The organism is Halochromatium salexigens (assembly GCF_016653295.1).
GTDB lineage: Bacteria > Pseudomonadota > Gammaproteobacteria > Chromatiales > Chromatiaceae > Lamprobacter > Lamprobacter salexigens.
The window spans coordinates 23,413-48,649 of record NZ_NHSF01000012.1; the positions used below are offsets into that span (position 1 = coordinate 23,413).

A 25,237-nucleotide genomic window follows, 5' to 3' on the forward strand; every position below is an offset into this window, starting at 1 on the left:
CCCGAGCCGAGCATGGATTGACAACGATGACGACACACGAGGCCCTGAGGAGACCGCCGCTGACCAAGACCGCCGAGGGCCGCGAGCGGCGCGTCGGGGTGGAGATCGAATTCAGTGGTCTGACCATCGCCGAGACCGCCGATCTGTTGCGCGCGGTGCTCTCTGGCGCCGACGGCGGCGAGCTGCTCCACCCCGGTCGCTACGAAATCGCATTGCGCGGTGATCCGGCCGGCGATTGGGCGGTGGAGCTGGACTTCGCCTTCCTCAAATCCATGGGCCGGCGTGAACGTGCCGAGGATGACCTCGGCGATGCGGTCGAAGGGCTCGCCGAGGATCTGCTGCGGCTGGTCGCCGAGCGCATCGTGCCGGTCGAGGTCATCAGCCCGCCACTGCCAATGTCTCGGCTCGGCGAGTTCAACGCCGTCATCGAGCGCCTGCGCGCGGCCGGTGCGCGCGGCACCGCCGATGATCCGACCTATGCCTTCGGCATGCAGCTGAATCCCGAGGTGCCGGCGACCGATGCGGATGGTATCCGCCAGTATCTGCAGGCCTTCCTCTGCTTGGAGGATTGGCTACGCGAGCGCGCGGCGGTGGATCTGACGCGGCGCCTGACCTTCTTCGCCGACCCCTTTCCGAAGAGCTATGCGCGCACCGCAGTGGCGCCGGGTTACGCACCGAATCGCGCCGAGCTGATCGATGATTATCTGCACGCGAATCCAACCCGCAATCGCGCGCTCGATCTGCTGCCGCTGTTCGCGCACCTGGATGAAGAACGGGTGCGAGCGCGGGTCAAGGACGAGCGGGTCAAGCCGCGACCGACCTTCCACTATCGGCTGCCGAACAGCGAGGTCGATCGGCCCGGCTGGGATCTCAGCGTGCCCTGGAACGACTGGCTGGTGGTCGAACGACTGGCCGCCGACCCGGCCCGGCTGGAGCGGCTCTGCGCGGCCTACAGTGCCTATCTGAACGACACCCTCGGGCGCCTAACCGGGGATTGGAAACAGGAGTGTCAGCAATGGCTGAGCGAGAACAGCCTCCTCTGATCGCGGTGACCGGGCCGACGCGCGGCTCACATGCGCCGAAGCTGTTGGTCCAGCTCGCGTTGCGCCTGGCCGGCGCGCGTGCCGAGCTCCTGACGCCCGCCGACCCCAAACCCGAGGTGCAGGAGGCGGCTGATGGGGTCGTCATCACCGGTGGCCATGATATCGATCCGGTGCTCTACGCCGCTGCGCCCGAGATCATGCCCAAGTACGACCCCGAGCGCGATGCGCTGGAATCGGCAGTGATCGACCGTGCCCTCGCGCGCGGTCTGCCGCTGCTCGGCATCTGCCGCGGTGCCCAGCTACTGAATGTGCGCCTCGGTGGCAACCTGTTCCAGGAGCTGCGCTCGCGTCGCAAGCACACCTCCAACCGCTGGACCATCCTGCCGCTCAAGACCCTCTGCGTGGAGCCGGGCAGCGAACTCGAGCGCCTGCTGGGCAGCGATCGCGCGCGCATTAACAGTTTGCACAATCAAGGCATCGACCGCATCGGCGAAGGTTTGGTCGTCGCCGGGCGTGATCTCGACGGCATCGTGCAGTCGGTCGAGGCGCCGATGCACCATTGTTTGCGCGGCGTGCAATGGCACCCGGAATTCCTGCTCTACAACCGTGGCCAGCGTCAGCTGTTCAAGACGCTCGTCGAGGCTGCGCGGGCGCATGCCGGACGGTCCTGATCGGCGCTTGGCGTAAGAATTAATGCGTCGAGGCCGCGTGTGCGCATGCCGGGTGCTAGCGGGTTGCCGTGCCGCCTCCATGCTGCTCCCGGCGCCGCTCTCGTTGTTCTCGTCGTCACCGCCCGCTATCGCCCTGGGTGATGATGCGCAGATCCGAATGCACCAGCGTGCGATGCACGGGGCAGCGCTCGGCGACTTTCAGCAATTTGGCCCGTTCGGCCGCGCTTAGCGCGCCCGTCAGGTTGATGCGCTGCACGATCCGCTGCGGCTCATGCTGGGCGCCCTTGCCGTCGCTGCCGTCCTCGGCCTCCAAACGCTCATGCCGCAGCCGGACCTCGATATCGTCCAGCGCCATGTCCTTGCGCGTGGCCACCATGCGGAGCGTCATCGAGGTACAGGCACCGAGCGCCATCAACAGCAGCTCATAGGGATTCGGCCCCAGATCGGAGCCGCCCGCCGCGCGCGGCTCGTCGGCCAGCAGTTGATGGCGCGCCGCGTAGAGACCGCGCAGGAAGGCCTGATCGCGCTCCGTGACCAGCACCTCGCCGGCCGCGACCGTTGGTGCCGTGCCAGCGCCGGCTTCCTCCTGGTGTCGGCGCAGTCCCAGATAGCGGCTGGCCCAGGCCACCAGGGTTTCGGCGACGTACTCGGAATCCTCGCGATCGGAGAGCATGTGATCGGCATGATCGAGCGAGATAAAGCTCTTCGGATGCAGGGCCGCGCGATAGATCTTGGCCGCCTCCTCGATCTCGACGATCTCATCGACCGGCGAGTGGAACACCAACAAGGGGCGCTTCAGCCGACGGATATGCTCGGCATCGGCATAGTGCTCCAGGTCCTCGAGGAACTGGCGGCGGATGCGAAAGCGCCGGCGGCCGATCTTGACCTCGGCCTCGCCGGTGGCCTCCATCTCGCCGCGCACCCCGCTGAACAGGTGCTGGACATGGCCGGGCGTGGCCGGCGCGGCGATGGTCACCACGGCCTGCACCGAGGGCAGTTGCCGGGCGGCCGCGAGCACCGCCGCGCCGCCCAGGCTGTGGCCGATCAACAGCGCTGGTGCCTCGTAATGGGCCTCGAGCGCGGCAGCGGCGGCGAGCAGATCCTGGACATTGGACGAGAAGCTGGTGTTGGCGAAGTCGCCATCGCTGTTGCCCAGGCCGGTGAAATCGAAGCGCAGCACGGCAATCCCGCGTTCGGCCAGCGCGCGGGCGATGCGCGTCGCCGCCGCGATATCCTTGCCGCAGGTGAAGCAATGGGCGAATAACGCATAGCGGCGCGTGTCGAGCCCAGCCGGTGGCGTCTCGAGCAGCCCGGCCAAGCGGTGCCCATCCTGATTGTCGAAATCGACGCGAATGCGTGCCATAAAAGTCGCTCGAGCTATGCTAGGCGGTGACTGTGCCTGCCTATACTGTAGTCAAGTGCGCAACGCATCAATGCCAAAGCTGTCGGAGAAACCATGAACCGTTCGCGAACAAGGCTGGAGAAATCGTCGAGCCGCAACGAGGTTGATGCCTTCTTGGCGCAGGTGGCGGCAGCGCCGAAGGGTACACCGGCGGGAGCGCGCGGGCGTCTGCTCTTTGCAATGGATGCCACCGCCAGCCGCGAGCCGAGCTGGGACCGCGCTGCCGCTATCCAGGCGGCGATGTTCCAGGAGACGCGAGACCTCGGCGGACTCGATGTGCAGCTTGTCCATTACCGTGGTTTTCAAGAACTGCATGCGTCACCTTGGTGTCAGAGTGCGGATCAGCTGTTGCCGCGCATGACGGCGGTACGCTGCGCGGCTGGCATCACCCAGATCGGCCGTGTGCTCGATCACGCCCTTACCGAGACCGAGCGCCAACGCGTCAATGCGCTGGTGTTTGTCAGCGATTGCGTCGAGGAGCCGCTCGATAGTCTGGCCGAGCGCGCGGGCCAGCTCGGGTTGCTTGGGGTGCCCGCGTTCGTGTTCCAAGAAGGGCGCGATCCGACTGCCGAGCGCGCACTGAAGGAGATTGCCCGCCTCAGCGGTGGTGCCTGGTGTCCGTTCGATGCCTCTAGCCCAGGCACGCTGAAGGACCTTCTCAGTGCGGTCGCGGTCTATGCCGCTGGCGGCCGCAAGGCGCTGGCTGACTTTGGTCGCCGGCGCGGTGGTGATGTACTGCGGCTGACCCAGCAGCTGAGAGGCGAGTGAATTGATGATGGTGGAGTCCGGGAAATGGCGCGGCTGCTGATTCTACTGATCATCGTCGGTGGTCTGTTGTGGGTTCTCTACTGGTTCAGTCGCATGCCAGCGACGCAGGTCGCGCGCGTGCTGCGCCGCGTCGCGCTCTGGGGGGGGGTTGGTCTGCTCGTGATCGCTACCCTCAGTGGGCGCCTGAACCCGATCTTTGCAGCGCTGGCCGCGGCGATTCCAGTCGGCTTTCGCATCCTTCATCTGCTGCACATGCTACCGATGTTGCAACGGGTGCTGCGCTCGCTCGGGCTCGGTGGTCTCGGTGGTGCGGCGGGCGCCGGCGGCAAGAGCGGACAACGCTCGGCCATCCGCACCCGTTATCTGGCGATGAGTCTCGATCACGAGAGCGGCGCGATGGATGGTGATGTGCGTGAAGGTCCGTTCCAGGGCCGGCATCTCTCCGAGCTGGTACTCGACCAACTGCTGCGCATGCTCGAACTCTACCAGGATAACGATGAGCAGTCGGCGGCGGTGCTGACGGCCTATCTGGAGCGCGAACATCCGGATTGGCGCGAGCAGGCTGCCGAGGACGGCGCGGATGGGGAGGCTCGCGATGGACGGGAGGCACCCGGTTCGGGCGGGCAGGGCACTGCTGGGGCGATGACCCGCGACGATGCCCTCGCCATCCTTGGTCTCGACACCGGGGCCGAGCCCGAGCAGATTCGCGCCGCGCATCGTCGCCTGATGCAAAAACTCCACCCGGATCGAGGCGGCTCTGACTACCTGGCGGCTAAGATCAATGCCGCCAAGACGCTGCTGCTCGGCGACTGAGGGGGGCGACCATCGGCCCGGCGCGCTGCTGTTGGTGGCCTCTGGTCAGGGGCTGGTGAGCTTGATCTCGATGCGACGGTTGCGACGATTGGCCGCGGCGTCATCGCCTTCGACCGCAGGGCGATGCTCGCCGAAGCCGGCCGCGACCATGCGCTCCGGCGCTAGGCCACGGCTGGCAAGGAACTCGACCACCGACAGCGCGCGCGCGGTCGAGAGTTCCCAATTCGAGGCGTAGCGGTGTCCCTCGCGCAACGGCTGCGGATCGGTGTGGCCGTCGATGCGCAGCACCCAGTCGACCTCGTCCGGGATCAGCTCGGCCACTTCGAGCAAGGTCTCGGCAAGCTGTTCGAGCTGCGCGCGCCCGGCCGGATTCAGCGCGGCTTCACCGGACGGAAACAGCAGCTCGGACTGGAACACGAAGCGATCCCCGGTGATGCGCACATCGGGATTCTCACCCAGCGCCTCCTTGACGCGGCCGAAGAACTCGGAGCGATAGCGCTCGAGTTCGTTGACTTGTCGCGCCAGCGCCAGATTGAGGCGCTTGCCGAGATCGGTGATCTCCTCGGCCTGCTCGGCCTTGTCGCGCTCAGCCGCCGCCAAGGCCTCGGCGACCTCCTGCAGTTGGGTGCGCAAGGCGGCGATCTGCAGATTGAGCAAGGCGACCTGATCACGCTGCTCGGCGCTCAATGCCTGTTCTTGCGCGAGCGCTTCTTCCCGCGAGGCGACCAGCGCATCCAGCGCCAGCAGACGCAGTTGGTCCTGATCGCGTGCCGCGGCCAGGCTGTCGCGCTCGTCGGTGACCTCGGCCAACTGTTCGGAGAACAGGGTCACTTGCGCGTTCAGCGCCTCGGCGCGCTCTTCGCTGAGTCCCAGGGCCTCGCTGACCTCGGCGAGACGGTTGCTGAGCAGATCGAGCGCGAACTCCTGATCCGAGACCACCTGACGTAGCAGGAACTGCGCCAGCGTGAAGATCAGCAGCACGAAGATCACCACCATCAACAGCGCCGAGAGCGCATCGACATAGCCCGGCCAGACGTTGACGGTGCGGGAGCTGCGGCGAATTCCTGTGAACACGGGGGGTTAGCGCCTGCCGGTGGCTTCGGTCTCTGTTGGAGCGTCGGGCGCTGCCGCGCGTGAATGGGTCTGAGCGGCGAGCAGGGCTTCGAGCACATGCCGTTGGGCGCGGAGTTCGTCGAGCAAGGCGGCCGTGTCGGCATGGGGTCCGGTGCTCGCGGTGGCTCCTGCCTCGACCGCAAGCGGTCCTTGACGCGCTGCGGCCCCGCCCATCTCGGGCTCGTCGATGAGCTGCGTGAGGCCGGAGAGCCATTCCTCCAGGTCGTTGAAGAAGCGATTCTGCGCGTGTCCGGCCTGCAGGTCCAGGAAGCCCAGGATCAGCGAGCCACCGAGCCCGAACAGCGATGAGCTGAAGGCGGTGCCCATGCCGTCCAGCGGCGCCTCGAGGCCTTCTTTCAGCGTCGCGAAGACCTCATCGACGGCGCCGCCGGAGACATCCAGCCCGGCGATCACGCGTCCGACCGAGCCGACCGTGTCCAGCAGGCCCCAGAAGGTGCCGAGCAGGCCGAGAAAGATCAGCAACCCGATCACATAGCGCGAGATCTCGCGCGACTCGTCGAGCCGGGCGCGGATGCCATCGAGCACGGTGCGCAGCGACAGCGCCGAGAGCCGGAAGCGATCCTTGCGCCGTCCGTGCAGATGGCGGGCCAGCGGTTTCATCAGCCGTGGATGCTCCTCCAGTAGCTCGATGTTGCCGGTACGGAAATGCCGGATCCAGGCGATCTCGGGATGCAGGACGATGACATGCCGGAGATTGATGAGGATGCCGATCGCGAGCACGCCGAGGATCAGGCTGTTGAAGCCCCAGTTGGCGAGGAAGGCCTCCTGGAGTGGTGCGAACAGCAGCGCGACCAAGACGCCGACCAGGGCCAGATAGACCAGCATCCAGAACAGGGAATGATTGGGGTTGCTCATGGGGGGCTGTTATTCGCGCTCGGCGTTGGACTCGAGGTCGGACTCGGCGATGCGATTGCGCCAGTGTTGCGCGGCGGCGAGGATGCCGGCCGGCTCCAGGGTCAGCGGTTCGCCGTCGCGGATGACTTGCTGGCCGGCGATCCAGACCTGTTGGACCTGGTTGCTGCTGGCCGCGTACACCATCTGCGAGCAGGCATGGTAGAGCGGTTGCGTATGCGGATTGCCGAGATCCACCGCGACCACATCGGCCGCCTTGCCGACCTCGAGCGAGCCGGTCTCGTCATCGATCCCAAGCGCCTTGGCGCCGTTCAGGGTGGCCATGCGCAAAGCCGTTTCGGCGGGCACGGCGGCGGCGGAATCGGCGACGCCTTTCGCCAACAGCGCTGCGGTGCGCATCTCGGCGAGCAGGTTGAGATCATTGTTGCTCGCCGCGCCATCGGTGCCGAGCGCGACGTTGACGCCAGCGGCGAGCAGATCGGCGACGCGACAGAAGCCGCTGGCGAGCTTCAGATTCGATTCCGGGCAATGCACCACATGGGTGCCGGTTTCGGCCACGCGCGCGATCTCGGCGTCCTCGAGCTGGGTCATGTGGACCGCGATCAACCGGGACCCGAGCAGCCCGAGCCGGTCCAGGCGCGCCAGCGGCCGCTCGCCCTGGACGCGCAGGGATTGCTCCACCTCGTCGCGCGTCTCGTGCACATGGGTGTGGACCTGGACCTCCAGTTCCTCGCTCAGCATGCGGATGCGCGCCAGCGGCTCCTCGGAGACGGCATAGGTGGAATGCGGCGCGAAGCCGGTGCGCGCGAGCGGATGATGGCGATACTGCTCGTGCAATTCCAAGCCCCGGCGCAGGTACTCGTCGGCGTCTTGGGCATAGCGCGTCGGCAGGTCGACCACGATCATCCCGGCTAGCACGCGCATGCCGGCCTCGGCGCTGATGCGCGCGGTGACCTCGGGGTAGAAATACATGTCGTTGAAGCAGGTGATGCCGCCGCGCAGCATTTCCAGCACCGCCAGACGGGTGCCATCGGCGACGAACTCGGGATCCACCCAGCGCCCCTCGGCCGGCCAGATGTGCTCGTGCAGCCAGGTCATCAGCGGCAGATCGTCCGCCAGGCCGCGCAACAGGGTCATCGCCGCATGGGTGTGGGCGTTGATCAGGCCCGGAATCAGCGCGTGGCCGGGCAGTTCCAACACCCGTGTGGCCTGGATCTGCTGCTCGGCCTCGGCGCGCGGCAGCAGCGCACGGATGCGCCCGCGATCGATGCACAGACTGTGCTGCGCCAGCGTGCGATCGGCGGCATCGACGGGCAGGATCCAGTCGGCATGAATCAGAAGCTCGGCTTGCATAAAAAGGGTTCCCCGGCACGCTGGCACTTGAGCAATGAGCGAAAAAGGCAAAGAATGCGCGAGAACTTTGCCACAAGGGCCCGTGTCATGGAAACGCCCCTCGGGGAAACCCCGCAAGCACTCGTCGCTCATCCCGACAACGCCATCGTCTGGCACGAGGATCGCCTCTTCCTGCTCGACCAGCGCGCGCTGCCGGCCGAGATCCGCTTCCTGGCCTGTCAGACGGCCGCGGAAACCGCCCATGCCATCAAGGCGATGGTGGTGCGCGGCGCGCCGGCCATCGGCGTCACCGCCGCCTATGGCGTGGTGCTCTCGGTGCGCGATCATTTTCAGCGCACGCCGGCGGATTGGCGCCCCGGGGTCGAGCAGGATCTCGAGCTGCTCGCCGCCGCGCGCCCGACCGCGATCAATCTGTTCTGGGCGCTCGAGCGCATGCGCCGCCTGCTCGCCGCGCTCGATCAGCTCGATCCGGTGCCGGCGCTGCTGATCGAGGCCGAGCGCATCCACCGCGATGATATCGCCGCCAATCGCACGATGGGCGATCTCGGCGCGGCGCTGATCAGTGCGCGCACCGATGTCATCACCCATTGCAACGCCGGCGCGCTGGCCACCGGCGGCTATGGCACCGCGCTCGGCGTGGTGCGCAGCGCGCATGCCGCCGGCAAGATCGGTCGCGTCTACGCCGACGAGACGCGCCCCTGGATGCAAGGCGCGCGTCTGACGGCCTGGGAGCTGCAGCAGTCTGGCATTGCGGTGACGGTCCAGGCCGATAACGTCGCCGCCAGCCTGATGGCGCGCGGCGGCATCGGTTGGGTCATCGTCGGCTCCGACCGCATCGCCGCCAATGGCGATGTCTGCAACAAGATCGGCACCTATATGCTGGCGGTGCTGGCGCGCCACCATGGGGTGCGTTTCATGGTCGCCGCGCCGACCTCGACCATTGATCTCGCTGTCGCCAGCGGCAGCGAGATCCCGATCGAGGAGCGCACCGCCGATGAGGTGCTGAGCTGTGGCGGCACGCGCCTTGGTCCCGAGGGCGTCGATGCCCATAACCCGGTGTTCGACGTGACCCCGGCCGAGCTGGTCGATGTGATCGTCACCGAGCGCGGGGTGATCGAGCAGCCGACCGCCGAGAAGATCGCGGCCTTGATGGAGTAGTCAACCGCCATGTGGAACATTCCGAACATCCTCACGCTGCTGCGTATCGTCCTGATTCCGGTCTTCGTGGTGGTGTTCTACCTGCCCGTGCCCTGGGCACGCCTGGTCTGCGCGCTGATCTTTACCGTCGCCGCCATCACCGACTGGCTCGATGGCTACCTGGCGCGGCGCTGGAATCAGACCTCACCGCTCGGCGCCTTCCTCGATCCGGTCGCCGACAAGCTCATGGTGGCGGTCGCGCTGGTGCTGCTGGTGCAGGCCGAGGCGAGCATCCTGCTCGCGCTGCCGGCGGCGGTGATCATCGGCCGTGAGATCACCGTCTCGGCGCTGCGCGAGTGGATGGCCGAGATCGGTGCGCGTGCCACGGTGAAGGTGTCGATGGCTGGCAAGTTCAAGACCGCCTTGCAGATGATCTCGATCGTGTTGCTGATCCTCGGCAGCCCGTTCCTGGGCCTGCCGCTCTATTGGCCGGCCGTGATCCTGCTCTATGTCGCCGCCTTGCTCACGCTCTGGTCGATGATCCTCTATCTGCGCGCGGCTTGGCCGAGTCTGACGAAGAAGCCCTGAAAAAAAGCACCAACGATGCACATCGAAGCCATCTACGACAAAGGTCGACTCGAATTCAAGACGCCGTTGCGGCTCAAACGCGACACCTTGACGGTGATCGTGGAGGTGCCGGATGAGGCGATCGATACGGCGGATCATCGCCACCAAGAGGGTGCTCGAGCCCTAGCGGACATCCGCCACATACTTGGCTCCTTTTCAAAGGCGCGACCCGCGACCAGCCCTGCGCAGGACAAGGCCGCGTTCGCGGAAGCCTTGGCGGACAAATACAGCCAATGAAGAATCTGGTCTTCGATGTCAACGTCATCTTGGATCTCTGGCTGGAGCGTCAATCCGAGGAGGTGCTCCTGCAGATCGCCGCGCTCGTCGCGAGCCGGGAACGCGGTGACGCCTTCACCTGGATCGCGAGCCCAAGTCTCCATGTGTTGCAGTACCTGGCCAATCGCCAACTCAAGCGGGAAGGCATGGAGCCGGCGCAGGCGACGGAAACCGTCAAGCGCTTGCTTGCGCATCTGTTGGACAGGCTGCGACCGCTGAGTGCCTTTGGCTTCGATCAGGACACTGCGCTGTTGCGCCATGACGACCTGGAAGATGCCCAAATCGTCAGGGCAGCAGGCGCGTTGCAGGGGCCGACGGCCATCGTCACCAACGACCAACGTTTCGACACAACCGGCGCTCCAAGCACTTCCGGTGCTCCTCTGCTGCAGTTGTCGCCTTCGGAAGCGGTCGTCTGGCTGCGCGAGGCGGACCCCTCGGCGCCGATGGGCTTCGTCGACCTCAAGACCCAGCAGGATGCCCTGCGCCCGGAGCTGGAGCGGGGCATCCATCGCGTCCTGCACCACGGCCAATACATCCTCGGCCCCGAGGTCACCGAACTCGAGCAGCGCCTCGCCGACTACACCGGCGCCAAGCACTGCATCACCGCCGCCAGCGGCACCGATGCGCTGTTGATCAGCCTGATGGCGCTCGGTATTGGGCCCGGCGACGAGGTCATCACCACGCCGTTCACCTTCGTCGCCACCGTCGAGGTGATCGCGCTGGTGGGCGCCACACCGGTCTTCGTCGACATCGATCCCGCGACCTGCAACATCGATGCACGCCTGATCGAGGCCAAGCTCAGCGACAACACTAAGGCCATCATGCCGGTGAGTCTGTATGGTCAGCCAGCGGATATGGACGCGATCAACGCCATCGCCGCGCGTCACGGTGGCCTTCCGGTCATCGAAGACGCCGCGCAGAGCTTCGGCGCTGACTACAAGGGCCGCAAGAGCGGGAATCTCAGTACCCTCGGCTGCACCAGCTTCTTCCCGAGCAAGCCGTTGGGCGGTTATGGCGATGGTGGTGCCCTCTTTACCAATGATGACGACCTCGCCCAAGCCTGCCGCGAGATCCGTGTCCACGGCCAAAGCGCGCGCTACATCCATGGTCGCATCGGCATCGGCGGGCGCATGGACAGCCTGCAATGCGCCGTCGTGCTCGCCAATCTTGCGCGCTTCGACCAAGACATCGCCCAGCGTCAAGCCGTCGCCCGACGCTATCACCACGAGTTAGCCGGTGCAGAGGGCGCGCGCGTCACCCCCGCTCATAGCCACCACCAAGCACAAGCACCCAACAGCCAGAGCCAGGACCAAAACGGCGATCAAGAACAAGAAGCGCCGCTCGGCGCCGTTGCGCCGTTGCGTGCGCCCTATCGCGTGCTTCCTTGGCCAGCGCCAGACCGGACCAACGTCTTTGCCCAATACAGCCTGTTGGTCCAGGAGCGGGATGCCGTGCAGGCGCGACTGAAAGCAGCCGGCATCCCAACCGCCGTCCACTACCCGACGCCGATGAACCAGCAACCCGCCTACACGCACTATTGCTGTCCCGAATGCACGCCGGTCGCTGCAGCCGTCGCCAACCATATCATGAGTCTGCCCATGCATCCGCACCTAGCCGCCGCAGAACAAGCGTGGATCGCCGAGACACTCAAACGTGCTTGTCGGGGGGAAGAATACTAACCGACCACGCTAGCCGACACGGTCGAGGGCAGTACGCCACTCTCACGTCGCCGGCCTTGGTTCTCTATACTGTGAACTATCCGACAGACTTCATTCACCACTGACCTCAAGACGGAGACCATCCTCATGGCTGAAGAGAACCAGACCATCACCATCGACGGTGCTCACTACGAGCTGGGCACGCTTTCTGACGAGGCGCGCAGTCAGATCGTCAATCTGCGTGCGACCGATCAGGAGATCGAGCATCTGAAGCGCCAGCTGGCGATCTGCCAGACCGCGCGCGCGGCTTATGCGAAGTCGTTGCGCGATCATCTAGGCGACGCACAGCAAGCAACGCCGCATTAAACCGCATAGCGCGCTGACGGCTCCGAGCGCCAACGCGGTGTGGGGTCCGATTAGCGCCCGGCACGGATCAGCGTGCCAAACTTAGGGTATCCGGCGCCGGCGCGAGCATTGAATCGCAATCCCTCTTTCTGCTTTGCTTGGGAGTCTTCAACGTGGAACTGATCGATCGTCTGAACAGCCGCCAAGCCGTGATTGGCATCCTGGGATTGGGCTATGTCGGCTTACCGCTGATGTTGCGTTTCAGCGAGGTCGGCTACCGGGTGCTGGGGTTGGACATCGATGCCGAGAAGGTTGACAAGCTCAACGCCGGTGCCTCCTACATCGAGCACATCCGCGCCGAGTCGATCGCCGGCGCGCTCACCCAAGGCTTTAGCGCGACCACAGATTTCAGTCGCGCAAGCGAGTGCGATGCGCTGATCCTCTGCGTGCCGACGCCGCTGAACAAGTACCGCGAGCCGGATCTGAGCTATGTGATCGCGACCACCGAGGCGATCGTGCCGCATCTACGCGCCGGACAAGTGGTGTCGCTGGAGAGCACGACCTGGCCTGGCACCACCGACGAGGAACTGCGCCCGCGCGTGGAATCGACCGGCCTGACGGTGGGCGAGGAGATTTTTCTGGTGTTCTCGCCAGAGCGCGAGGACCCGGGCAATCCGACCTACAACACGCGCACGATCCCCAAGGTGCTCGGTGGCGTCACGCCGGCCTGCACCGCCGTTGGCGAGGCGCTCTACGCGCAGGTGATCGACCAGGTCGTCAGTCTCAGCTCCACCCGCGCTGCGGAAATGACCAAGCTGCTCGAGAATATTCATCGCGCAGTCAACATCGGCCTGGTCAACGAGCTGAAGATCGTCTGCGATCGCATGGGTATCGACATCCACGAGGTGATCCACGCCGCCGCCACCAAACCGTTCGGCTTCACGCCCTATTATCCGGGGCCGGGGCTCGGCGGCCACTGTATCCCCATCGATCCGTTCTATCTGACCTGGAAGGCGCGCGAGTACGGGCTCAGCACCCGCTTCATCGAGCTGGCTGGCGAGGTCAACACCAACATGCCCAAGTGGGTGGTGAGCAAGGTCGCCGATGCGCTCAACGAGCGTGGCAAGGCGGTCAAGGGCGCGCGCATCCTGGTGCTGGGCATTGCCTACAAGAAGAACGTCGATGATCGGCGCGAGTCGCCGTCGATGGAGCTGATGGAGCTGCTCGAGGATCGGGGCGCCGAGATCAGCTATTCCGATCCGCATGTGCCGCGCTTCCTGCCGATGCGCAAGCATGATTTCGACTTGGAATCGGTGCTGCTGACGCCCGAGAGCCTGGCCGCGACCGACTGCGTGTTGCTCGCCACCGATCATGATCGCTTCGACTATGACCTGATCAAGGCGCACGCGCCCTTGATCGTGGATACGCGCGGGCGCTACCGCGAGCCCGCCGAACATATCGTGCGGGCTTAAGCCGAGGGCGATACGCGCTGGCCCCCGCAACAGTGTCTGGCCAGCGCGGCTGCGAGCGGTGTCCTACTAGACGCGAATGCCGCGCGCCGAGAGCTGTCGACGAACGATGGGGTCAGTGCGGTTCTTCGATGTCGCGGCCTTCATGAAAACGACGAGACGGTCGATGTCGCGGATCGCACCGAGCAGGTTCTCATCGGTCTCATAAAGCTCGCCGAGCGATTCGAAGGCAAGATCCATCAGATGCTCGTCGGCGCGAGCGATACCGATGGCGTAGGCGATGCAGCAGGCGAGGCCGGGTTGGCGTGCATGCAGACGCCCGGCGAAGCGTCGCCAAGAGTCAATCCAGCCATCCCATTCGAGTTGTGAGACGTTGAAGCGGCTGGTCCGCAGAAACAGGATGATGCGCACGAACTCAGCGCGCCAATCCCAGGGGCTGGCGCCCGCTTTATCGCGCAGGCGGTCGATGACGCGACCGTGGTATTTTTGGCAGTGGTCACACTGATAGTAGATGGCCAAGGCGTAGGCGATGTACTCGCGTTCGAGTTCGCTGAGGATAAAAGGGTCGGACTCGCCGGGTACGCCGGTGAGGGTATGAGCGTGAAGCTCGTTCAGCACATCGTTGAACGGATGCCCTTGAATGGATTCTCGAACTGCTTGGACAGACATGGGTGTGCTCCTGAGGGTCGTCGACGGTAGTTGAGTAGTCGATGATATTCTTGATATTAAGGGCTATGACGCACTGCAACAAGACAGTGGACGCAGGGTTATTGATCTGGCCCCGATGTTTTTTCTAGCGTTCGATGCTTGACAGCTAAAAATTTGGTGGTATTCTAGAGGGCTCTTAGCGGGAATAGCTCAGTTGGTAGAGCACAACCTTGCCAAGGTTGGGGTCGCGAGTTCGAGTCTCGTTTCCCGCTCCAAATCAAGCACTTAGGCCGGCCTCAAGCCGGCCTTTTTGTTTGTGTCACGTTTTGTGTCACGACCCGCAGCACTACGGCACCCAGCCTGGTGATCTTTTCTGCCTCTTCCAAGAGCAGTTTCAGTCCCGGCGCAGAGTAGTGCCCGGTGATGTCCTTGATCTCGTGGGCAAGTAACACCTTTCGGTAATCCCAGGGTATACCGGCCGCTGCAGCCCGCTCCCCGAATGTATGGCGAAGGTCATGCCACCGGATCGGTAGGCCTGCCTTTGCCCTTGCCGTTCTGAATCCGTGGTTGTTCAGCCTCTCGGTGCGGACCAGGTTGCCATCTTTGTCGGGGCGAGGCCTTGGAAACACATATTCGGACCCGTTTTGGCGCTGACTGTCGAGCACCAACCTAGCCATCGCGTTGCAGACGAGATAGCGGCCTTGCTGCTCGCTGCGTGTTTTCCTTGCATTACCTTTCCGCACCTCTGGTGGGACCCACCAGATTGAGCCGGGAGGCAACCCGGTGACCTCGCATTCCTGAGACCATTTGAGCGAGGCGACTTCCTGCTCCCTTGCCCCCGTGGCGACGCTGAACAGGGCCGGTGCGACCAAGTGTTTCGGGAGTTGCGACACAAGCTTATCTTGTTCCTCCCATGTCAGCTTGTAAGGTGGTCGCTGGTCGTTCCAGTCTGGCGCTTCAAGCTTCGGCACAGCTGTGCTAAGCCAAGGCGTATTGCCGTCGCACAAGACCCGAGCAGCGTGATTGAGCACTGCTGCAACGACCCCGAGCGTCCTCTTGACCGTGCTGCTCTTGAGCTTTCCGTCCTGTGCGTCGATCCATGGCCCTAGTGACCCCATGTGAACGTGACTGAGTGGCAAGTTGCCGATCTCGTCCATGACGCGTTTCAGGATGACCTCGGTTCCCCCCGTCGCCTTGCCCCTCCGCTCCAGGCTCAGCACGTACATCACGGCTGCGTCCATGAATAAATGCTCGCGTTTTTTTGGCCCCTGGCGCAGTTCCGTCTGCACGTCGTAGATTCGTTGCTCTAAGTAGCGATTCGCTTCGTCGACTTCTTCCTCGCGGAAGTGAGTCGTTTCCCGAATGCGTCGCTTGGCCGCTCCAAGGGCGACCGTCTTTTGGATGTGCCAGAAGCCACCTCGGAGACTGAGTCCTGCTGGTCTTTGCATGGTGATACCTCCCCATGTTCAGCCCCGCAGGCACCCGCAGGGTCAAGTTTAGGCCGCTGGTCTACCCAAGCGTCAAGATCGACGCGGTCGTATCGGTATCCCCGACTCGACGTTCCGATTTGCACAACCGATACGAAACCGGCGACAAGACTGTCGAAAGACCGTTCCGACATGCCGAGGTATTCGGCTGCCGCGGACCGAGAGAATAGTCGGGGTGTCACGCTCCGCTCCGCCTCGGGGTGGACGGAAGTTCTTTCTGAAGGCCGCGCTGGATTGAAAGGCTGATGGGGCGGCCACGGGTGTTTCCGCGCACACACCAAGGACTCTGGCTAGTTGACGCTCGGAAGGTCATTCTGGGGCACCGGCACTCAGCAGCGTAACGATTGGAGACTGCTCGGAGCGGCGTTCCACGCTGACTCGGCCAGCCAGTTCTAATGCAGCCAGCTTCCTGTAACCGGCATGGCGCCAGACGGCCACGTTGCGCAAGACTGATCTGCGCAGCTTGACCGTGTTAGATTGACGATTTAGCCCGGACAAATACCAGAGGGTGATCTTGACCTGGAGCCCGCTGCCATGGCCTGTCGCTTTTGCCATAGCGCAGATCCAGTCCATCAGGATTAGCCCGCGCAGAAAATGCTCGCCCGATTTTGGTGGGGAGCCTTTCCTTGCTTCTGAGCGCCGGGTCGGCTGGGCAGGGAAAGAGGTTGATGCCCTGGCGGATCCAGCACCACAAGGTCATGTCGCTGATGCCGCCACCCAGACGCCGAACATCATCGGCCTTGATCAAACGGTCATTGTCGACTTGGGACTGACTGCGTGTTGAGGCGCTGTCAGTGCGATGCATTTGTTTCTGCATGGTCGTCCTGCTTGGGTCGTGGAGGAAAACGCGAACCTGGACTCGCGCCCGTTTGCTGGAAAAAGGTGTGGCCCTTCTGGTCTTGAGACGGCGCTCACTCACTCAGGGTGTTCCAAGCCGATGGCAGCCCATCAGCGTTGACCGAGTGAAGGGCGGTTTCTTGGCGATCCCTAGCCGAACACAGCCATGGCCGGCGGGTTCATCTGGTGGGGGCCTCTTTGACAGCGCTCCTCAGCGGCGTCAGTGAGCCGGGGGCTGCGCTTCAACGGCCTCATCATCCTTTGCCAGCCGCACGCCACCCCGTGGCCGCCAACCACCCCGTTGCTTGAGTCTGCAGATCGGACACTGCAACGCGGTGCGCGAAAAGTCCGCAGCGAGGTAATGGATGCGGCACTGCCGGCAAAAGCGCCGCAAAGCCAACCCGGTCGTCAGATCCCGGGCCAGTACCCAGGCCGCGTTGATATCGATGGCTGGTCCCAGCCGGCCACCAGTGGCGACGCGATCCTGCTGCTCCAGGTACAACCGATGGGCCTGCAACAACGCCTCAAGCTGGATCTGCCGCTCCGTCTCGGCACCACCGAGCGCCCGATAGAGCGCAATGAATAGCGATGCGCTGGCCTGACTGAGTACCGAGTCCAGCACCGCGTGCGTACTCGGCAGCTGTCCAGACTTGGGCTTGTCCGCATGGATCTCCCGGTGCAACTCGCGCACCAACGCAGCCCGCAAACCCGTGATCCGCTGGACCAAGGTCGTGCGCATCCCACATTTGAGCAGCGCGACGGCCTGCTGTGTGCGGGCCAACTGCTGCAGTCTCATGAGCGATCCACCTCCTCGGCAGCCAGCAACAGCGTCTGCAGTTCGGAAGCGAGCGTCGATAACGAGGGAACGCTCAAGCGCTCATGCAGTAAGCGCGATGGAAAGCGCGGTCGAAACAGCAACACCCCCGACTCCGCCAAGGCGCACAGCACCGAGAACGAGGCCTGGCGCAGCACGCCGATCAACTCCAGATCAAGACCGTAGACCAGCCGAGCCTTCTCCGCATCCGAGCGCGCCAGCGCCTGCGCGCTGAGAAGCCAGTGCAGATTCAAGGTCACGACCTCACGGTTCAGATCAGCCTCCGTCTTTGTGGGCATCATATAAAGCGTTATATCAGGCTTTGTTCGCGCTATGATATGCACTGCACCGCGAAAAACACAACAATGACTCGCGATAAAGCGTTACACTTTGTTCATTCTGACCTGGAAAGGACGCTGATCATGTCCGCCGTTGAGACCTCAAAGACCCCATTAAACACTGAAGAAACAGGCTATCCTGGTTGGGACGGCGCCGGTTTCCCGCAACGACTGGCCGAGATCAAGGGAGGCATGAGCACCCTGGGATTCGCGCAAAAGTGCGGGATCTCGGAAAGTATCTTCCGCAAGTATCTCGCGGGAACCAGCGTGCCTGGTGCCGATAAACTGGTGGAAATCTCCCAAACGGCCCAGGTCTCGCTCCGCTGGCTGGCCACTGGGGAAGGGCGCCGTGACGGGGTTGAGGACAGGCTTGATTTGGCGGTGCTGGGCTCGGTGATCGCCGGCGTCGAAGCGGGCCTCGAGGAGATCGGCGGCAGCATGGCGCCGGAGAAGAAAGCCGAACTGATCGGGCTGCTCTACGAGATGGCGTGCAATGGCGAGTCGATCTCGGAGAAGCCGATGCTCCGCCTAGTGCGACTCGCGAGCCGTTGAGAAGGCTGACGACACAACGTCTCCTGAACACGCTTCGCCGTCAGCCTTCGGAACGCGCGTATCGCAAACTGCGTGTCCGTTCTGCAGAGGTGTCGACGCGCCCCGTTGGCTTCGCAGATCGGAAGCGGTCCGGTATCCTTTCGCAGCGCGTGGTCTCCGGATCGGTGCCATGGGAGCCGATCGGTGTGCGTCTTCATTGATCCCCATCGACCTGAGGACCGAGGCCATGAGTACCCGCCAAGATGAGATTCGCGACGCCATCCGGGGCTTCGCCGACCACATCGAACCAGCTGTTGATCCGGATCAGGCGAGCCCAGGCACAGCAGCCGTCCACAACGAGCATCCACCGCTGCAGAGAGCTGAGAACGGCGGATTCGTCGTCCATGTCGGCGACACGCTGTTCGGCCAGGGGCCTGTCGATCCCGACAAGGCGCATCATGCTTACGTGATGTCGCGATCAGAACCACCAATGACCCGCGAGATGCCGACGGACAGGTCGAATCTGAAGCTGCTCATTGGCAGTGTCTTCTTTTGGGTCATCGCCATCCTACCGTTGTACATCGCCCGATTCTTGCCCGATCTTCAACATCATTGGTTCGACGCTGTGGGTTTCTTTTCGCTCTTCCTGGCGGCAGCGACCACGGTCATGTGCGCGGTCGAGATGAGACGTTAGTCCTCGGCGGGGATGGCGCGCCTTAGGGGCGGCCATCCACCGCGAACGCCCCTCGTCGGTGACCAGGACGGCGACAGCGATCTGTCAGCAGTGATTGGCAGTCATGCGGTTCGCCTCTGCGCGTGCGTGACGCTCGGCCTCGCCTCTCACCACAGCCGCTTCCTACAGCCGTCCCGAAATCCACCACAACGACACCATGCGAGTGGACAGGTCGCAGCGTGAAACCGGCATGCTGTGCCGGCCGCCGTTTTCGCCTCTCTAGCGTCTTGTCAACCCGAATTCACGCCGAAAATCGGCATCTATACCCACTGCGTTAGCCTCGCCCTTTGCCTAGCCTATCCCTCTGGCAGCGCGCTTGAGCCGACGTCGATCGAGTAGGCCCCCGCGCGCTGGTGATGGTTCGCTCGCGAGGTTCTCGATGCGCAGCTCAGTCGGAATGACGATTCGCCAACGCCGCCAACAGCTCGGCTATTCCCAAACCACATTGGCCCAGCGAGCCGAGGTCACGCAGGGCTGGATTTCGCGTCTGGAGAACCGGGTCGAGAATCCCACCCTCAACAGCCTGACCCAGATTGCCAAGGCCTTGGATGTCGAGGTGATCGACCTGCTGAGCCCGCGCCCTGATGACCACGCCGCTTCCTATTGACGCGGTGCGCGCCTGGGCCTGGCACTGTCCAGGTATCACCTCGACACAGCGGCTGGTGCTGCTGGCCCTCTGTGAGCATCTCCATCGCGGTCATCCTTGCCAGTGCTCGGTGCATGAGCTGGCTACCCTGGCTGCCGTGACGCCGCGCGGTCTGACCAAGGCGCTATCCGGCTTGGACGGCCGTTATCTGCAGCGACAACGCCGCAGCCGCGGGCATCCAACCCAGTACCGGCTGCTCTGTCCGGCGTTGGATGCAGCAACAACCGATGACCGGGTGCCCATTGAGGCTGTTGTCGAGGCTGATCCGCTCACGCGCCCGCCTCAGGTTTCCCATGCGGACGAACCAGCACCCAAGGACAGCGCGCGCCAACCTCCGCCACCTCCTGCCGAGCACAAGCGGGCACCAGCGCCAAGCGCAACCAGTCCCAGCAAAGCTCAGCATTTGACCTTGGTTCGGCAAGACGGAAGCGCTGCTGCGACGCGTCCTCCAGCCGCCCTAGCGCCGGCTCCCGTCACGTCCTCACCGCCTTCACCGGCACCGAGCCCTGTAGACCCGCCAGCATCCCCAACGCACCGAAAACGCGCCCGCAGCGCGCCGATCCCACCCACTTGGAAACCGAGTGAGTCGGTCTATGCCTGGGCGCAAAAGCGCGGTCTCACTCGCGACTGGGTACAGGCGCAGATCGATGAATTCATCATCTATTGGCGCGACTGCGGCGAATCACGCAAGAGCTGGGATGCCACCTTCATCAATCGACTGCAGCTGCTGCAGTCGCGCATGACCAAGGGGTCGACCCATGAAACACGTCAGCGACTGGCCGACAAAGACTACGCTGCGGGAGCAACTCCGCTCGATCAAATCGACTGGCTGCGCGCCGGTGATGTCGCTTGAGGAACTGGGTGCCCCGGCTCGCGAGGAGGTGCGACGGATTCTCGCTGAACAACGCGCCGCACAGCAGCGCGCCTCCGAACGCCTGCTTGGGCGCAGCGGGATTCCGGCGCGCTATCGCGACAAGACCTTTGCCAATTATCAGGTGACCACCGCAGAGCAGCGACGCGTGCTCGGGCTCTGTCGCGCCTATGCCAACCATGTACAGCGCGCGCCGCACGGCGATAGCCTGATCCTGGTCGGCACACCCGGTACCGGCAAGACCCATCTCGCCTGTGCGATCGTCGCCGAGGTGCTGACCGCGGGTCGCAGCGTCTTGTTGCTCTCGATGTCCGAGGTCTTACGGATGATGCGGGCGAGTTTTGCGTCCGATGCCGCCTACAGTGAACGCGAGGCCATCGCGCTGCTCACTCGCGTCGATCTGCTGGTCATGGATGAGGTCGGCATGGCGATCGGCAACGCTGACAAACGCCGGGCGATGCTGTTCGATGTGCTCGATGCCCGCTACAGCGACCTGCGCCCGACCGTGCTGGTCAGCAACCTGAGTCGCGATGAACTCACCGACTACCTCGGCGAGCGACTCATGGATCGCCTCTGCGAAGGCGGCTCGGTGTTGATCGCCTTGGCCTGGGACAGTGATCGGCAACGACCCCGCTCATCGGGCTCGACGGTGCTGAAGAGCGTTTGAGTCCGGGTGCCAAGGGCTTGTCTAACCGCGCCTGCTGGAGCGAATCACTCATGGTTGTCTCAATGCTCTGGGCAGGCTTCGTTTACTGAAGGTCGTCGGTGACGCCCTCCGGCACCACCAAGAGGGTGTTCGCAAGCCTTGCAGTGAACCGAGAGTGGCCACCGAACGCAGGTCTCCTGACTGTCGGTTTTCGACTCCGATGAGGCATCAGGTTCACAGGGCGAGCCAAAGTGGACCTTCAAACGCTGGCCCCCGCTGAGCAGCGCGAAGTAGGCGTGTGTCAGGGTGCGTCTTCGTAATCCACTCCGTGATGTTGAAGCCAGCTTCGGAAACGCTCGACCTTTCTCTCCAGGGAACAGGTCGGCGGGAGGGTGTCAAGATAGTGGCCAAAGGCCACACGAAGGTCCGTCTGTTCCTCCGGATCGAGACGCGTCCAAGGGCGTCGCTCGCTGTTCTCATGGCTGCTGTTCTCATTACTCATGGCATCGCTCCTCTGTTAAAGGGCTTAGATCGACGGTGATGTCCCTGGGCGGGGCCGCCGGGAGACAACGATTTTCCATGCGGGCCGGGCTTCTGTCCTATCGACAGTGCTTGCGCCCGGAGCTCTCCGATGCGAATCCTCTTCGCACGGGCGTCAACACAACAATCCTTCCAGGGTTCCTTGACCGATCCTCGATAGCCCTGTGATGCTCAAGATAGACCCCGCTGGACGCGCAGCGGCACTCGGATTCCGTCCCTGCATCCTGCCCGGCGTCGCGATTGCTCAGCTCAAGTCAGACTCGAAGAGAGAGTTCGCCGTGTCCCAAGATCATCCTCCCATCGACTGGACCTATCCGCAGCCGCGCGCTGGGCTCGCGGGCGTGCTTGACAAGCTCATCGGCCCCGGGGCGACCCGCGCTGAACGCCTGCTTCAGATCCTGGTCCCGTCGGTCGCGGCCATAGCGGCCCCGCTCTATGCTGCGACGATGGGTCAAAGCTGGTCCTGGGTGCAATACCTGCTCTGCATGGTGCTGGCCTTCGATCTGGTCGGCGGCGTGGTCACCAATGCGACCTCGAGTGCAAAGCGCTGGTACCACCGCAACGGTCAGGGGTTTGCTCAGCACGTCGGCTTCACGGCCGCGCACCTGTTGCATCTGCTCCTCGTGGCCTGGCTCTACCTGGACAACGACTGGACCTGGGCTGCGATCGCAGGCGGTTATCTGCTCGCCGCCGCAGACCTGATCCTGATGGTGCCCGTTTATCTGCAACGCCCTACGGCCTTGATCCTCTACCTTGGCGGTTTGGTGGTTGGCCTATGGCTGCTTCCTACACCGCCGGGCCTCGACTGGTTCTTGCCGGTGTTCTACCTCAAGCTGCTAGTCAGTCACTTGCCACGCGAGGAACCTTATCGGCCTGTGACGGGCGACTGAGGCGCGCCGACAGGCGTCTCAACCCGCCGGTTTACAGGTTCCGTCCGATGCCGTTCCTCGCTGCCATACCGAGCGCAGCGCACGAAACCAGAGGGTGCCGTCGCACTTGGAGACCGAACTCGTGCGCTCGAAAGGGGATCACGAGGACGCCAGCCGTCGCAGGCGTGCGATCTCAGATCGACCTGAACCTGTTGGTTACCCCACTGAGCATCGGCTGAGAGACGCTCGATCAGGTGAGACAACGCGCTGTTCTTATCGCTGCTGGCCCGAGCACCCTGGCGCCCGTCGTTTGACTGCTTAAGAGCAAGGCGGCTTTGGGTCTGGTCGGACACGCGAGCCGGCGCTTGAACGGCGCGGACGATCGCACTCAACACCCGGAACAGCCCGCTGACTGACCGATCCTTGGAGATCGGATCAGCGTCTGCGCAGGCGATCACGGTTGAGATGAAGCCGCGCCTCTCGGGCAGACGAGCACCGCGCTGAAACGCGCTGGTGACCGGCAACGCCTCACTTGTCCCAGGTCGAATCTTGTCATCAAGAACGGCTGATGAATGGTGCTGAGTAGGGAACTGAGTTCCCTAGATGACGGCTGAAGTAGGGAACTGAGTTCCCTAGATGGCAGCTGAAGTAGGGAACTGAGTTCCCTAGATGGCAGCTGAAGTAGGGAACTGAGTTCCCTAGATTGGGCTGAACTAGTGCAACGCTGCTGAAGTCCCGATACATGCTGACCACTCACAACATTGTCGATATTGGAGCTTGGGTACTTTCGGGTGGTATCGAATCTTTGGCAGCGTTGCACTAGGGAACTGAGTTCCCTAGATGGCGGCTGGAGTAGGGAACTGAGTTCCCTAGATTGGGCTGAACTAGGGAACTGAGTTCCTAAGTGAAATCCTGTATTGACAAGTCTGATTCACGCTCATTATTCCTATTGGTCATGGCGATGTTTTCATCTAAGTGATTGACCGAAAATGTGAAATCGCCTTGATCATGCGCTTCGGCTTGACCGCTCAATGCGAGACGCAAACAGGCCGCTTGAGGCCGGTGAGGTGGATTCAGCGTCGCGTGCTTCTACAACATCTACAACAACAACGTCTTTATCTTTCTTCGTTTCTGTTGTTGTTGACGTTGATGGGATTCGCGCGCGACGAGCATGGCCTGATCGATTCGCTCGGTGGCCGTCGATGCATCGGTTGCATCGCCATTCGCGTTGCGATGACCTTTGCCATTCATCGACTAGGCAACCGATGAAAAGCCGGTTATAGTGCTCGCTGTCGTGAATGGCTGACGGTCGATGAGTCCGGCGTAATGAATGGGCTCAACCCTGCCGCGCGAATGGAATGAGGATCTCGCGCCGAGCACGGATCGTCAGCCCGTGACCGCCATTGCCCACGCCCAGCCGCAGAGGTCAGCCCATGGACAAACACCTTCCGATCTCGCGCCATTCAGCGCAGCCGAATGGCGTTCGGCCTGTGGGTTTGCGGCCCGGATCACGCCTGGGGCTCCCCCTGCTGTCCGCCGAAGACCTCGCCGAGCGGGGTCGGCAGGAAGTGCGCAGCCTGCTGGCCACGCGGCGCCAGGCCCTCGAGCGCCAATGGCAGCGACACCAGGCCGCGAGCGGCATCCCTGAGCGCTTTCGTGGCAAAGGCTTCGCCGACTATCAGGCCGACAGCGCCGAGCAGGTGCTGGCGCGATCGATCTGCCAGGACTTTGCCTGCGCCCTCAGTGCTGGCCAACGACCCGGCGAAACCCTGCTGCTCCTCGGCGGCTCAGGCACCGGCAAGACCCATCTGGCCTGCGCCATCCTCGCGACCCTGGTGCGGGCCGGCCAGCGCGGCTGGTATGTCTCGCTGCCCAGCGCACTGCGCAGTCTGCGCGACGCCCGCTCATCGCGATCCCAGGGCTCCGAGACCGAGGCCTTTGCGCAGCTCAGCGCGCCAGACCTGCTGGTGCTCGATGATGTGATCGATGCTCAGGACGAGACGCGCTCTGGACTGCTGTTCGAGGTGCTCGATGCCCGCTACGCGCAGCAACGCGCGACCATCCTGATCGGCGATCTGCCGGCGTCGCGGCTGGAACAGACGCTCGGCCCACGGATCATCGAGCGGCTCCACGAGGCGGGAACACGCCAGGTGTCCTTTAACTGGCCCAGCCACCGCCGCCGCGCAGGCTAGGGTCAAGCTCGACGAGCATCCGAGCCTGGATGCGATCCCAGCCACGCGCACCGGACCAGCATGCGACATTTCGCGATGGATGATCAACAGCCCAGGTCTGGATAGGCATTCTGTATCATGCTTCCAGCATGCACTCCCGTCGACGATTCCTCCAAGCCGCGTTTGGACTCGCCGCCCCCTGGCGATCCCTACAGGCGCAAGACCTGCCCTGCTGGCACTGGCCGCTCGAGCAGCGCCTGGCGCAACGGCTCATGGTCGGGTTTCGCGGTGCCGACCTCCGTGCTGACGATCCCATCGTGCGCGATCTCCGGGTGCATCGCCTTGGCGGGGTCGTGCTGTTCGATCGCGATGGCCGCAACATCCGCTCGCCGCAGCAACTGCGCGCCCTGAGCCGACCCCTCTCGGCACTCAGGTGATTTCCAGAAACAGTTATACCGAGCAGGCAGGCTTGATCAAGATATCCCACTTCGGCAGATCGGGGTTGCGCAGTAGCCGCGCTTCGACCTCTCGCATGGCCTTCTTGGTGAGTTTGACGCC

28 protein-coding genes and 1 tRNA gene are annotated in these 25,237 nt (G+C 63.6%); 20 read left to right on the plus strand and 9 right to left on the minus strand.

The genetic code is table 11. From position 1 onward, the window contains the following. Positions 1-26: 26 nt before the first annotated feature. On the plus strand, positions 27-1,043 hold the full coding sequence (locus CCR82_RS01810; protein ID WP_201243641.1) for an amidoligase family protein: 1,017 nt from the start codon (positions 27-29) through the stop codon (positions 1,041-1,043). After that, positions 1,016-1,714, plus strand: a complete 699-nt coding sequence (locus tag CCR82_RS01815) for a gamma-glutamyl-gamma-aminobutyrate hydrolase family protein (RefSeq protein WP_201243643.1) — start codon at positions 1,016-1,018, stop codon at positions 1,712-1,714. The genes CCR82_RS01810 and CCR82_RS01815 overlap by 28 nt, the downstream gene beginning before the upstream one ends. 115 nt (positions 1,715-1,829) lie before the next feature. Here the strand turns inward: CCR82_RS01815 and CCR82_RS01820 are convergent, their stop codons facing one another. After that, on the minus strand, positions 1,830-3,077 hold the full coding sequence (locus CCR82_RS01820) for a bifunctional alpha/beta hydrolase/OsmC family protein (RefSeq protein ID WP_201243645.1): 1,248 nt from the start codon (positions 3,075-3,077) through the stop codon (positions 1,830-1,832). Positions 3,078-3,170: 93 nt separating this feature from the next. Between CCR82_RS01820 and CCR82_RS01825 the strand changes: the two genes are divergently transcribed. Further along, complete coding sequence (locus tag CCR82_RS01825; protein ID WP_201243647.1) at positions 3,171-3,884, plus strand: vWA domain-containing protein; 714 nt, start codon at positions 3,171-3,173, stop codon at positions 3,882-3,884. A 24-nt stretch (positions 3,885-3,908) separates the two neighbouring features. Beyond that, a complete protein-coding gene (locus CCR82_RS01830) occupies positions 3,909-4,697 on the plus strand; it encodes a J domain-containing protein (RefSeq protein WP_201243649.1) in 789 nt (262 codons plus the stop codon). A gap of 45 nt (positions 4,698-4,742) precedes the next feature. Here CCR82_RS01830 and CCR82_RS01835 read toward each other — a convergent pair whose 3' ends face one another. The 3 genes from CCR82_RS01835 to CCR82_RS01845 are packed head-to-tail and all read right to left on the minus strand — an operon-like array spanning position 4,743 to position 8,036. Further along, positions 4,743-5,771 (minus strand): peptidoglycan -binding protein, encoded by a 1,029-nt coding sequence (locus CCR82_RS01835; RefSeq protein WP_201243651.1) that lies wholly within the window; start codon positions 5,769-5,771, stop codon positions 4,743-4,745. Positions 5,772-5,777: 6 nt separating this feature from the next. Then, positions 5,778-6,686 carry a flagellar motor protein MotA gene (locus CCR82_RS01840; protein WP_242513172.1) on the minus strand — a complete coding sequence of 303 codons (909 nt, stop codon included), beginning with the start codon at positions 6,684-6,686 and terminating at the stop codon, positions 5,778-5,780. A gap of 9 nt (positions 6,687-6,695) precedes the next feature. Beyond that, positions 6,696-8,036 carry a TRZ/ATZ family hydrolase gene (locus CCR82_RS01845; protein WP_201243654.1) on the minus strand — a complete coding sequence of 447 codons (1,341 nt, stop codon included), beginning with the start codon at positions 8,034-8,036 and terminating at the stop codon, positions 6,696-6,698. An 87-nt stretch (positions 8,037-8,123) separates the two neighbouring features. Here CCR82_RS01845 and mtnA point away from each other — a divergent pair, with 87 nt between their 5' ends. From mtnA to CCR82_RS01875, 6 genes are all read left to right on the plus strand, one after another. Beyond that, a complete protein-coding gene (gene mtnA / locus CCR82_RS01850; RefSeq protein WP_201243656.1) occupies positions 8,124-9,194 on the plus strand; it encodes an S-methyl-5-thioribose-1-phosphate isomerase in 1,071 nt (356 codons plus the stop codon). A gap of 9 nt (positions 9,195-9,203) precedes the next feature. Further along, positions 9,204-9,761: a CDP-diacylglycerol--glycerol-3-phosphate 3-phosphatidyltransferase gene (pgsA, locus tag CCR82_RS01855; RefSeq protein WP_201243658.1), complete on the plus strand. Its 558-nt coding sequence runs from the start codon at positions 9,204-9,206 to the stop codon at positions 9,759-9,761. A gap of 15 nt (positions 9,762-9,776) precedes the next feature. Further along, positions 9,777-10,037, plus strand: coding sequence for a hypothetical protein (locus tag CCR82_RS01860; protein ID WP_201243660.1), 261 nt, complete (start codon positions 9,777-9,779; stop codon positions 10,035-10,037). After that, entirely contained in the window at positions 10,034-11,755 is a 1,722-nt protein-coding gene (locus CCR82_RS01865) for an aminotransferase class I/II-fold pyridoxal phosphate-dependent enzyme (protein ID WP_276570516.1), read from the plus strand. Before CCR82_RS01860 ends, CCR82_RS01865 begins: the two co-directional genes overlap by 4 nt. A 126-nt stretch (positions 11,756-11,881) precedes the next feature. Then, on the plus strand, positions 11,882-12,100 hold the full coding sequence (locus CCR82_RS01870) for a DUF6447 family protein (RefSeq protein ID WP_201243662.1): 219 nt from the start codon (positions 11,882-11,884) through the stop codon (positions 12,098-12,100). A gap of 152 nt (positions 12,101-12,252) precedes the next feature. After that, complete coding sequence (locus CCR82_RS01875) at positions 12,253-13,551, plus strand: nucleotide sugar dehydrogenase (protein WP_338073076.1); 1,299 nt, start codon at positions 12,253-12,255, stop codon at positions 13,549-13,551. Between the two features lie 66 nt (positions 13,552-13,617). Here the strand turns inward: CCR82_RS01875 and CCR82_RS01880 are convergent, their stop codons facing one another. Next, on the minus strand, positions 13,618-14,217 hold the full coding sequence (locus CCR82_RS01880) for a hypothetical protein (protein WP_201243664.1): 600 nt from the start codon (positions 14,215-14,217) through the stop codon (positions 13,618-13,620). 178 nt (positions 14,218-14,395) lie between these two features. Here CCR82_RS01880 and CCR82_RS01885 point away from each other — a divergent pair. Continuing rightward, positions 14,396-14,471: transfer RNA gene (locus CCR82_RS01885), tRNA-Gly, on the plus strand. A 21-nt stretch (positions 14,472-14,492) separates the two neighbouring features. On the opposite strand, the gene CCR82_RS01890 is transcribed toward CCR82_RS01885, so the two are convergent. The 4 genes from CCR82_RS01890 to CCR82_RS01905 form a co-directional block, all read right to left on the minus strand. Continuing rightward, positions 14,493-15,644 carry a tyrosine-type recombinase/integrase gene (locus CCR82_RS01890; protein WP_201243666.1) on the minus strand — a complete coding sequence of 384 codons (1,152 nt, stop codon included), beginning with the start codon at positions 15,642-15,644 and terminating at the stop codon, positions 14,493-14,495. A 511-nt stretch (positions 15,645-16,155) separates the two neighbouring features. Then, complete coding sequence (locus tag CCR82_RS01895) at positions 16,156-16,500, minus strand: hypothetical protein (RefSeq protein WP_201243668.1); 345 nt, start codon at positions 16,498-16,500, stop codon at positions 16,156-16,158. Positions 16,501-16,740: 240 nt separating this feature from the next. Continuing rightward, positions 16,741-17,316, minus strand: a complete 576-nt coding sequence (locus tag CCR82_RS01900) for a FlhC family transcriptional regulator (protein ID WP_201243670.1) — start codon at positions 17,314-17,316, stop codon at positions 16,741-16,743. Continuing rightward, on the minus strand, positions 17,313-17,636 hold the full coding sequence (locus tag CCR82_RS01905; RefSeq protein WP_201243672.1) for a flagellar transcriptional regulator FlhD: 324 nt from the start codon (positions 17,634-17,636) through the stop codon (positions 17,313-17,315). Before CCR82_RS01905 ends, CCR82_RS01900 begins: the two co-directional genes overlap by 4 nt. Before the next feature lie 36 nt (positions 17,637-17,672). Here CCR82_RS01905 and CCR82_RS01910 point away from each other — a divergent pair, with 36 nt between their 5' ends. The 9 genes from CCR82_RS01910 to CCR82_RS01950 all read left to right on the plus strand — a co-directional run bounded on the left by CCR82_RS01910 (position 17,673) and on the right by CCR82_RS01950 (position 25,116). Beyond that, positions 17,673-18,224, plus strand: coding sequence for a helix-turn-helix domain-containing protein (locus CCR82_RS01910; RefSeq protein WP_242513174.1), 552 nt, complete (start codon positions 17,673-17,675; stop codon positions 18,222-18,224). A 226-nt stretch (positions 18,225-18,450) separates the two neighbouring features. Beyond that, a complete protein-coding gene (locus CCR82_RS01915; protein ID WP_200247400.1) occupies positions 18,451-18,897 on the plus strand; it encodes a hypothetical protein in 447 nt (148 codons plus the stop codon). 436 nt (positions 18,898-19,333) lie between these two features. After that, complete coding sequence (gene relB, locus CCR82_RS01920; RefSeq protein WP_201243674.1) at positions 19,334-19,543, plus strand: type II toxin-antitoxin system RelB family anti-toxin; 210 nt, start codon at positions 19,334-19,336, stop codon at positions 19,541-19,543. Next, positions 19,521-20,435 carry a DnaT-like ssDNA-binding domain-containing protein gene (locus CCR82_RS01925; RefSeq protein ID WP_201243675.1) on the plus strand — a complete coding sequence of 305 codons (915 nt, stop codon included), beginning with the start codon at positions 19,521-19,523 and terminating at the stop codon, positions 20,433-20,435. Before relB ends, CCR82_RS01925 begins: the two co-directional genes overlap by 23 nt. Then, a complete protein-coding gene (locus CCR82_RS01930; protein ID WP_201243676.1) occupies positions 20,425-21,120 on the plus strand; it encodes an ATP-binding protein in 696 nt (231 codons plus the stop codon). The genes CCR82_RS01925 and CCR82_RS01930 overlap by 11 nt, the downstream gene beginning before the upstream one ends. A 797-nt stretch (positions 21,121-21,917) precedes the next feature. Further along, entirely contained in the window at positions 21,918-22,529 is a 612-nt protein-coding gene (locus CCR82_RS01935; protein WP_201243677.1) for a hypothetical protein, read from the plus strand. A 981-nt stretch (positions 22,530-23,510) separates the two neighbouring features. Continuing rightward, positions 23,511-23,777, plus strand: coding sequence for a hypothetical protein (locus tag CCR82_RS01940; protein WP_201243678.1), 267 nt, complete (start codon positions 23,511-23,513; stop codon positions 23,775-23,777). Positions 23,778-23,941: 164 nt separating this feature from the next. Next, complete coding sequence (locus tag CCR82_RS01945; protein WP_242513175.1) at positions 23,942-24,700, plus strand: ATP-binding protein; 759 nt, start codon at positions 23,942-23,944, stop codon at positions 24,698-24,700. 128 nt (positions 24,701-24,828) lie between these two features. Further along, positions 24,829-25,116, plus strand: a complete 288-nt coding sequence (locus CCR82_RS01950; protein ID WP_201243679.1) for a hypothetical protein — start codon at positions 24,829-24,831, stop codon at positions 25,114-25,116. Positions 25,117-25,237 lie beyond the last annotated feature (121 nt).